We start from the raw sequence: 10091 nt of genomic DNA, 5'->3' as shown, positions 1-10091 counted from the left end.
CCGCTTAATCCCACAACAAAATGTCGTTTGGCAACATCTATACCACAGTAAATTTGTTCGTTCATCGTCACCTGCCTTGTATTCGGGTGCTATGCGTGCAACTGTACGGTTTTTGTGATGAATGTTATCGGCTCTCTAAGCTACAAGACGAAGTGCTTTCGAGGGACGCAACGAGATGCCAATAACGGGTTATGTTGCTGAGTATAACTGAATTTAGATATACAAGGGACGCCACGCTGGCGTCCCTACCATTTAAATTCGGTATTATGTAGCAGTTGCACAAAGATTTAATCTCTTGTTTCTGCTACATTTTTCTTATCTTTCGTAAATTATAAGGTAAGAATAACTCATGGCAAAGTCGATCTTAGAAGAAGAGCTTAAAAGGGCGATTGCTTCAATGGAAGCAGAAAAAAGGGAGATGATCAGACAACCCCAAAACGCATTAAGTGAAAAGAATGGGATTATTGCCGAATATGAAATAGTACTAAGACATGTGCAAAATGGTTTCTCCCCCCAATGAACGAAAACCAAGAAATATCCATTTTCACTGCTCTCCACAGCAACTCATTGCAACTCCGCCATTGAGCTTTCCCACTACCTTAACGTGCAATATAAAACTTCGTGGGCGTTGTTACATAAACTGCATGAAGCCATTGAAAAGACACAAGACTTTACACCGCTCACAGGCATCGTTCATATCGACGGCTGTTATGTGAATCATTACATTCGCCCTAAAAACTTCAAACATCGCCGTATTGATAGGCGGAAGAGGCATTATCAACGCAAAGATAAAGCTTGCGTCATGGTTTTCCGCCAACAAGCCGCCAATCAGGAAATCATCAAAGGGGCTGACCGCACGCTAGTAGCGTTAGTTAAAGAGGAAAATACAGAAGATGTCTTGGCTTTAACGCACCGCTTGGTTGCACAGAAATCAATGATTTGTGCTGATGAAAATCCTGCTTATGATAGTTTGGATTTTCACTACGATTTATGGCGAGTGAATCATTCGCAAGAATATCGCTCGGTGGACGGCATCACGAACAACCTTGCTGAATCTTTCTTTGCTCGGTTCCGACGAATGATTATGGGCGTTTATCACAAGATGGGAAATCACTATATGCTGCACCATGCCAATGAAGCTGCGTGGCGTGAGGATTTTCGCCATCACTCCAATAAAGAAAAATTCGACAACGTATTAACTCGCTGTTTGAAAGCTAAACCTTCACACGATTTAATAGGTTACTGGCAGGGAAATAAGAAAACCACCTGCAAAATTTGGACTGGCAAGTTTGTGCTTAGGAACGATAAGCAGTATTTAGCTGTTGCTTAAGCAAGCTCAACAACGCTAGGAATGTGCACATATTTGATTTTACAATTTATTTTCAGTAGAATGGAAAATTCTCTTATTGCTTCAATTTATACTACACCGCGACCAATTCTTATTTTTTAATAATCTGGATTGTATGAGATGAATTTTACCCCTAAATTATTTATTGATGGCTCAGAATATAAAGTTATCCTTACTAACAAGTCTTGCGATGATTTATACCTAAGCAATCCAACTGTTGGAGAGGGAAACCTTTGTTCTCAGAACATAAAATGGATTCATCAATTAGATGCCACTAGAATGATGGCGTATATGTTTCGGTATGCGAATGGTCAATCACTGACAATTCCTACTCAATTAAATGATGAACGTTATCCTTTTTGGGCTTTTAAAGATAAAACACCACCAGAAGGTGTTTCTTTTGATACATTCAGAAATCTATGTAAAACAGACTCCTCCCTTAGAGATAAAATGAAACATTTAAGAGCCTACTTTTGGTATGAAATGGATTATTTAAGCCCTAATTATCAGGAGGAAAATCTTATTATTCTAAGCCACTTTGTTATAAAAGTTACTGATAAAATGACTGAAGAGGATGTTGCAATTTGTAGAAATCAAAAACATCAATTTGATAACATTAAGGGGAATAAATATGTATAATCTAATAAATTTATCAAGTAACGAACTTGAAAAAGAATTATATAAAGAAAATATTTTTATTGAGTTATCAGAGCGACTTGAAATTGAAATGAGTAACAAAAATATCAGCTCTACGGAATTATCTGAATTTTTAGGAAAGGATAATGAGTATATTGATATGATTTTAGATGGGCTGGTAGATATTAAATTAAGTGAACTGGCTTATATTTTTGCTTTTTTTGGTAAGTTTACAGGAATTGCTCCCGTTTCAAAAAGTGAAAGGATTGCTATTATTGATTCTTCAAAGCATTCATTTGCTACCTTTAACGAGGAAACAGGGAGAGCTAAACTTTGTACAAAGCATGAATTCATAACAACTCAATACAATAAAATCCATACCTTATCTATTGGGTCTATTTCAACTTCAAAGCAAGAAAAATTTTATTGGAATAAGCATTTGATTCATATTGTAAATAAAATAGATTTTGAAGTTTCAGAACAAAAATTTAATTGTACATCTTTAAATAAGCCAGAGGGGGTATATTATGTTAACCATAGATAACATCAAGTTATCATATCTCTATTTTGAGGATATTAATTACTCAGAAAAAAGGAAAACGTTACTTGATAAAGATGTTAGAGGAGTAGAAGTTTCATGCTCAATAAATAATTTACAAGCTGAAATAGGTGAAGCTAAAAAGAATGGGGAAAAAACGTGGGTAATCAAAAATAGTGGGGAAGTTTTTGTTGATTCAGGTGTATTCATTTTAAAAGTAAAATTCTTAGCTTTTTTTGATATTATTGATGTTGAGATAGATAAAGAAAATATTAAATCGTCTAAAGAGTATTTTGATAAACTAATCAACATGTCTATAGAAGAAACAAGAAAAAAACTAAACTCTGACTTTAGTAAATTGTTAAAATTAACCCAATTTGACTCTGGTGCAGAATATGAATTCTGGGAAAAAGAAAATCTTTAATGATTTACTTGGTTATATTCTTTTTCGATTACAAGAAAAATAAGCGTAACGCTGTAAAATGCATAAAAAAGCGATGCCTTTATCGAAATAAGGGTATTTTTATGTGAATTTAGTCAATTTTCGGACTTTGTACAACTGCTACATAATACCGGAAATTTCTTCAGGGCTAAATGCGGTCATACCGATAAGCTCTTGCGTGCGATGATTACCTTGCCAATAGCCTACCCATTCTTTTAACGGCAGTACCCATAAACAACGTTTTAGCATATCGTGGAATAACTCTCCATTCGATTTACGGCGATTATCAGACAAATAAGCCACTTGATTGGCATAGTGTAAGGCGTATTTATTATCGCACTTGTGATGTACGCCTCGATGTAAATCACGAAATCGGGCGTTAAAGGATTCAGCGAGATTATTATTGATGCCATATTTACTGTAACATTCTTGATGATTGACCGCCCATCTTGTGTAATGAAAATCTAACCCATTATAGGCAGGATTTTCATCACAAAAAATATCACTCCCTTGTTTCACAAATTGGTGGTTGAGTGCCAATACCGTGTCTGCACTTTCGTTGTAATCCATTGCTACAATGGTGCGGCTTGAACCTCGTAGGGCTTCATTATGGTAAGCTCGTTGATTTAAGCTAATAATGCAACGTTTGGTCGGACGGAATTTGGTAAATTTCATCTTTTTGTTTCGGTTGTTTTTACGAAAATTTGTTTTTCTCAAGGTGTAATTAATCCACGCCCCATCTTCGTGAATTTCGCCTTGTAGTTGAGTGAAATCACGTGTTTTAAACAACGCCTCACGAAGCTTATGGCAAAGGACAAAAGCGGTTTTGTAGTTGATATTCAAATGGCGACTCATTGTTATCGCTGAAATCCCTTTCACACTGTTGATAAAAAGGGCAATAGCAGCCAATAAATCAACTAAAGAGAGTTTATGAAAGGCAAATACTGTATTGGTGGTAAGATAGAAATATCGTTGGCAATGTTTGCATAACCAGCGTTGGCGAGACGGTAGAAAATACGCGTGGTGGCGAGTATGGCAATGGGGACAACAGACATCATTAAGGTTATTGGGGTTCCCCCAACGGTAGCCTTTTAATAAGCGAAAAGCCTCTTTGTCGGATAAGCGGAAAATGTGTTTTAAGGAGAGAGTGCGAGAAACAGACGAGAGTAAATAATGCTGAGGCATAAAAAATCCTTTCACGGGTGGTAAACCGTGAAAGGCGTTTAAAGGGGACTACGCCTAGATGGATGCATTGTACGTTTTTTAGGCTTTTTGTCAAGTGAAACTTACATTGAGCGATAGGTTCTATTTTCTAATTCAGTTAGGATAAAATCCTTTCGTTTTTCAAATGCCTTTCTTTTTTGTTTTGATAAGAGTGAGGTTTGATAAACAGTTGCTTTCATATTAAGCAAATACTGTTTTTCTTTTTCGTTTCTTAAGCTTTCAATTCTTCCGATGATATCAGAAAAGCCCCACAAAATTCCAAATGAGTAGAAAATAGACCAGACAATAGTCGCCATCCCAAAATAACCTAATGGTAGATAGAGGGAGATTACGACAAAGATAACATTTGACATGAAGAAGTAAGACATTCTGAAATGGATAGTTTTTTCTACCAAATAGTTTGAGGCTAAAACAGATAGAGCTAAAAGGACAAGATCTGGCATTGCTTTGAAATCAAAAAAGTTAATATATTGATTATTATCGTTTAATTTGGGAATGAATTACAATAGTAGTAGTTCATTTCCAATCCCTTTTTAGGGAAAATTGGCGTGGTGGAAAATAGTGTCGCTATTAAAATGCACTTAAATTCATATATCATTTTCTCCGAAATTCTACTTGATAAAAATCTTGTAAAATCGTCTTATGAAAATGTGATGGTTACCTTTTAGAAGTCGAAAGGCTTCATACTCGGCTAAATGAAAAATCTATTTCAGGAATATAATTTTAGATCTGCTTGAAGATAAGCCTATAAGTATTCATCGTGTGTACAGGGTACTCAAAGCATTTTGGTAAACGGTAGATATGAAGAATAGCCCCCCAAAGAATCAGGTCAGCTCAAAGCTTTAATGCTCTGAATACTGAATATATATAGAATACTTACAATGCCAAACAAAGGTATTCACGCTCACTAAATACACTTTGTTTAAGGCAAAAGCCAAGAATTACTATTAAAGGAAATTCACAGGTTCAAAGCTCGTTTGACTATAAGAAAATTTTGGTTGGAAAGAGGGCAATCTAGTAAAAAAATAACGAGCCGAAGCTCGCCAATAAAAAGTTTAAATTTTTTTTAACATATCTGAAAAATACATAGAATTTTCCCTAAAAAATGGCAATCCAATTAAACGATAATGTGGAGTATCTTTCTGTAAAATTCGATTTTTGCCATATTTTTCTGTAATAGTATTCAGAAAATTTTCTTTCCATTGATCTTTTTCGATTAAATGCTCGCCTTTAGGCTCTATGAAAATTTGGTAATGCAAAAAATCTTGTTGCTTTTCGATTGCACTTTTTTGTTTGGTTTTAAGCAGTAGGATGAAATCAGGCATAAAGCCTTCACCGTTTTCAAAATTGCTTAATCTCAGCACTTCTTCATTTCGTAACAGATGAAAATCAAAGTTTGCTTGTAAATCTCCCATTCGTTCAGCAATGAAATCTACCAGTTTTTCTTCTAAATCATTACCTGCAAAATTGTCAATGGCATACCAATCAGGTTTTGCCACTTCAGTTTTAACTGCATCTTTACGAACCCATTTTTCTTTCGGTTGCCCAAAAATTTCCCACAAGGTTTTTGCGGTAAATTCTTTTGTGCCAATGAATGGTGTATCACTTTGTTTTAAATGAAGTTCTGCGAGCTCTAATGCCAAGAGACAAGCCTTTAATTTTTCAGCTGGTGAAATTAGTAAATTGTCGTCCAATCCTAAAAATTCAACCTTCCAATCTTTCATGAAATCCGTTTGCAATTCTTGACGACTTTTGATGTCCAATTTTTCTTGTAAACAGTTGAAATGAAACAAAGAGTTACTATTTTTTCCTTTAATATGAATGGCTTTAGTAAAAATATGCCATTCAATTTCACCAATGGTTAGGATTTTAGAACGGTTATTTTCCTCGCCTAACTGCTTCATTTCATCAGTATTAAATTGAGTTTCTTGCAACAACCCATTACCGTGAACCGTAATTCTTAGTGATGGATTTAATACTCTTAAACTATCTGCATTATTGGCTTTAGCATTCGGATTAGGTACTTTTTTATTTACCCAAATCAATAGATTTTTAAAACTTTCATTTTGTGCCAGTTCTGGCTTAATCGCAAAACGTACCTTAATTTTATCCGTATTTTCAGGAATATAACCATCTTTTCGCAATTCAGCTTTTAACTCGGAAATGTAGCGAGATTGCTCATCAAAAGTATAATAAAACAGTTCCTCTAAGATCTTCAGTTCGTGTTCTACACCGTCAAATTTGCGTTTATTCGGTAATTTATCTTCAAAGGTAAACGGAAAATACCGAACTCCACGCCCAATCAACTGTTTTTCTGATACAGTTGCCGCAGCCGTTTTACCTGCCTTTTTATTTGAGCCACCGCCATTTTGCCCGTCATACAAACGGACAATATCAAACAAATTCAATACGTCCCAACCTTCAGTTAAGCGTTCGACGGTAAAAATTGCTCGAATAGGATTATCCGCAGCCTCTAGATTATTTAGCAGTTTTTCTGTGTCAGCATCGGTTTTTTCTTTTTTTGTTTTATTGGTTTGTGAGTTGGTAATGATGACATTGTGTGATTGATAATTTTCTTTTACCCAATTTGCTAAATGTGACATAGTCAAATTATGTTCACGCATAAATTGTAAGGCTTGCTCCGTACGAGTTTTGCCCTGTTCATTTTCCGAACTACCATCATTCAAATTTGGGCTTAGCGTAGTTAAAAAATTAAAATCTTGGCTATCTACATTTTCTACCCACTGCAAAAATGCTTGATAATCATACCAAGATTCATCAATGGTTTTACTGCGAAATAGCATAACAGGCTTAAAGTTGGCAATGCCGTATTGCAATGCAATTTGATGACGATACCAAGCAAATAATAAAGCATGAAAAACTCGCTCTTTTTTTGCTAGTTTTGATGAAATAAGGTTAATTTGCTTGGTATAACCTGCTTGTAAAAAGTGTTTTAACGAAAATTTAGCGATAATTTTGTCGGCATATTTCTTCGCTACGTCATCATTTTCAGGTAAAGTCGCCGTAAATTCTAGTAACACATTTTTGCTTGTATCACCGTTTTTATTGAGTAGCAACTCCAATACCATATGCTCCCAACCTTTACGCTCAATTTCCTCTGAACTTGCTTTACCACTTAATTCCGCTTCCCAATCTAATGTGTTTTGCTTGCTTTTTTTAGTTTGAGCGTTTAAATGGTGAGCTTCATCACCCAACATTACGATATTAAGTTTATGCAAATCTGCCAACGTAGTTTGGTTTTCACGCTCTGTATGAATATCGTTATACAATTTTTGAATAGTGGTAAATTTAATCTCTATGCCGTCAGACAATTCGCTAAACATCTCCACTTTCTTAATTGGAATAACCTTATCGCCCAGTAAGATCTTTGGAGTAAACAAAAATTTATGGTGTGATGAATCTACAAAATTGTTTTCTGTTTTATCCACTATATTGTTTTGATTAACAAAAAACAGGAAATGACGATAGCCTTTTTCATAGTAATACAGTATTAATGCTGCCATCATCATGGTTTTACCAGCCCCAGTTGCCATATGAAACAACAGGTGTGTCGGCTTATTTTTTAGTTCGGGAAAATCTTTAAAATTTTTAGTGCGGTCAAAAATTAAAAAGTTTTCAAGGGCAGATTTTTGCCAGTCAAAAAAATCATACTTCAGATTTTTTAACACAAATTCTGGAATAACAAACAGAGCTGTTTGCTCCATTTCTTCCAATACTGCTTTACGGTTTTCAATCGCATCAAATAAGTTTTTTTTCATTATTTCACCCCATAAAACTGCTTGGTTAAATCTTTATCTTCTTCTGATAATGCACCATTAAATTGGCTGTCTGCCATATCACTTAAATTTACATAAAGCTGATTTAAATCCAACATTTCTATCATCATCTGCTTTTGTTCATCAAGCGATAGGGCTTGAAATTCCACTTCCTGCATAATGTCGACAAATTCTTTGACACTCAATGTATATTTCAAAAAATAGCGTTCGCAAAGTTCGTTAAATACTATTTGCAAGCGGTCAAAATTCTCTGCATTTTGGATTAAATGTTTTGCGGTTTCATTAAAAGCTGCAAGTTCACAATACACAAATTCGCCACCACCCTGCCAATTTACCGCTTTGGAAATACCACTTTGCTCACCGCCAATCACCTTTTTCATCCTTTCTACGGAAAGGCTTTCGATATAATCCATCTGCTCAATGCCAATATATTGACGGTTCATTTTATGGGCAACGGCTGCTGTAGTTCCACTCCCTAAGTGATAGTCAAGTACAATATCGCCTTCTTGCGTTGTCATATCTATAATACGATGTAATAAGGCTTCTGGTTTTTTGCCTGTTGGAAAACTGACTCCACCTTCATTTTGAGTATTTTGGAAATCAATATCTTCCCAAAAATCACAAACTAAAATAGACCAATAATCTTTCAAGTTTTTCCCTACAATAATTTTATTTATCCCCTGCGATATTGGAGAAAACATTTGTCCATTATAATAAACCCCTATAACTTCATTATTTACTATATTTTTATATATTTTATCTTTAAATTCATTCCTGCTTATACGTTCTATTTCTTTGTTTTTATGAGATGTTAACCTTCCAATTTTATATTTATTTTTAACAATAAAGTTCCTAATTTTTTCATCTCTTGGGTCTATCTCACTTAAATTTTTATAATTAAATCCATTTTCATTGAGAATATCAATTAGATTTATAAATTTATCTTTCCCGTTTTCGTTTGTTAAGTATAGACTATAATGTGAATCCCAACTTTCTCTAGCTGTATATTGTGGTTTTAATTTTAACTCTCCATTTTTATAAAATAGGATTGTATCTTTTTGCTTAATTAGTTTTTTATCTTTATGTACTGTTTTTGTTCCACTTGGAGTGGAAGAACGAACTGCAATATTTGCAACAAAATTATCTTCAGTAAAAATTTCGTCTAATAAAACACGCAAATAGCCATCTTCGTTATAATCGCAGTGAACCAAAATTACACCATCATCAGTAAGTAAATTCTTAGCAGCTTCAAGGCGATTTTTCATAAACGTTAGCCAAGTAGAGCGGCTAAATTTATCGTTATAACTGAAGGAGTCATTTCCTGTATTAAATGGAACATCAATATAAATCAATTTTACTTTGCCTTTAAATTGCGTAGCCAGTGAATGCAACGCAACGAGATTATTACCTTTAATAATCAGATTTTCCGCAAGTGTACCGTCAGCATTGCGTTTAAGCGTACCAACGGCTTGCTTGCCATCTTTTGTGTGGCGAGAGAAATTTGAAAGGGCTTTTGGATCTAATAAGCGATCAATTTCATCAAGAGCTAAAACTTGATTAAAGAAAATTTCTTGGCGTTTACGGGATTTTTTAGTGTACAATTGAGCTGAGCTGAGCTGAGCTGAGCTGAGCTGAGCTGAGCTGAGCTGAGCTGAGCTGAGCTGAGCTGAGCTGAGCTGAGCTGAGCGTCTTTATTGCGTTCAAAAAACACTTCTTTGCCTTCTTCTGAGCTTTGCCCACCATTCAATACACAATCTTTAAATGGAAAATCTAATACAATATCCGTGCTATCTTTCAAAAAGCAGCTACCGTTTGTCAAGCCAATGCGATTTTTATATCGAGTGTATGAGTGACTGATTTTGCTTTGCGACAAGAAAAATTGAAAATCCGCCTTTTTAAATACTAATGCCCCTGCAATCTCTACAAAAAAATGGCGCTTTAACTCAGCATTACTCAATAATGCAGTCATCGTTTCAGTATCATGATTATCTAGCTTGTCTAATAAAAGGTTATAGGCAAGCTCAGTTTTGGCTTCATCTGCCCAAACATAATTACAAATTTGCAAGGCTGATTTTAGCTCTGCTTGAATTTGGTTATGATCCATAA

Annotated in this window: 10 protein-coding genes; 5 read left to right on the top strand and 5 right to left on the bottom strand. The window is 34.9% G+C overall.

The window, feature by feature from the left end:
- Nucleotides 1–349: 349 nt before the first annotated feature.
- The 5 genes from RO21_RS12915 to RO21_RS08890 all read left to right on the top strand — a co-directional run bounded on the left by RO21_RS12915 (nucleotide 350) and on the right by RO21_RS08890 (nucleotide 2946).
- Complete coding sequence (locus RO21_RS12915) at nucleotides 350–520, top strand: hypothetical protein (RefSeq protein ID WP_157019727.1); 171 nt, start codon at nucleotides 350–352, stop codon at nucleotides 518–520.
- An 84-nt stretch (nucleotides 521–604) separates the two neighbouring features.
- A complete protein-coding gene (locus RO21_RS08905) occupies nucleotides 605–1330 on the top strand; it encodes an IS1595 family transposase (RefSeq protein ID WP_241482477.1) in 726 nt (241 codons plus the stop codon).
- Nucleotides 1331–1468: 138 nt separating this feature from the next.
- Nucleotides 1469–1987: a hypothetical protein gene (locus tag RO21_RS08900; protein WP_047977434.1), complete on the top strand. Its 519-nt coding sequence runs from the start codon at nucleotides 1469–1471 to the stop codon at nucleotides 1985–1987.
- Entirely contained in the window at nucleotides 1980–2528 is a 549-nt protein-coding gene (locus tag RO21_RS08895; RefSeq protein ID WP_047977433.1) for a hypothetical protein, read from the top strand. The genes RO21_RS08900 and RO21_RS08895 overlap by 8 nt, the downstream gene beginning before the upstream one ends.
- Complete coding sequence (locus RO21_RS08890; RefSeq protein WP_047977432.1) at nucleotides 2512–2946, top strand: hypothetical protein; 435 nt, start codon at nucleotides 2512–2514, stop codon at nucleotides 2944–2946. Before RO21_RS08895 ends, RO21_RS08890 begins: the two co-directional genes overlap by 17 nt.
- Before the next feature lie 138 nt (nucleotides 2947–3084).
- Here the strand turns inward: RO21_RS08890 and RO21_RS08885 are convergent, their stop codons facing one another.
- The 5 genes from RO21_RS08885 to RO21_RS13275 all read right to left on the bottom strand — a co-directional run bounded on the left by RO21_RS08885 (nucleotide 3085) and on the right by RO21_RS13275 (nucleotide 10089).
- Entirely contained in the window at nucleotides 3085–4149 is a 1065-nt protein-coding gene (locus tag RO21_RS08885) for an IS1595 family transposase (RefSeq protein WP_047977431.1), read from the bottom strand.
- A 101-nt stretch (nucleotides 4150–4250) separates the two neighbouring features.
- Nucleotides 4251–4631 (bottom strand): hypothetical protein, encoded by a 381-nt coding sequence (locus RO21_RS12910; protein WP_157019724.1) that lies wholly within the window; start codon nucleotides 4629–4631, stop codon nucleotides 4251–4253.
- Between the two features lie 612 nt (nucleotides 4632–5243).
- The gene (locus RO21_RS08875; RefSeq protein ID WP_047977429.1) at nucleotides 5244–7967 is read right to left on the bottom strand and encodes a DEAD/DEAH box helicase family protein; all 2724 of its coding nucleotides are present in this window, start codon (nucleotides 7965–7967) and stop codon (nucleotides 5244–5246) included.
- On the bottom strand, nucleotides 7967–9586 hold the full coding sequence (locus RO21_RS13280; RefSeq protein ID WP_157019722.1) for a site-specific DNA-methyltransferase: 1620 nt from the start codon (nucleotides 9584–9586) through the stop codon (nucleotides 7967–7969). Before RO21_RS13280 ends, RO21_RS08875 begins: the two co-directional genes overlap by 1 nt.
- A complete protein-coding gene (locus tag RO21_RS13275) occupies nucleotides 9532–10089 on the bottom strand; it encodes a site-specific DNA-methyltransferase (protein WP_047977428.1) in 558 nt (185 codons plus the stop codon). The genes RO21_RS13280 and RO21_RS13275 overlap by 55 nt, the downstream gene beginning before the upstream one ends.
- Between the last annotated feature and the right edge of the window lie 2 nt (nucleotides 10090–10091).

This window comes from Muribacter muris, from assembly GCF_001038205.1.
In the GTDB taxonomy this organism is placed as follows: Bacteria; Pseudomonadota; Gammaproteobacteria; order Enterobacterales; family Pasteurellaceae; genus Muribacter; species Muribacter muris.
Note: the sequence above shows the minus strand (reverse complement) of the source record. Positions and strands in the feature narration are given on the sequence as shown.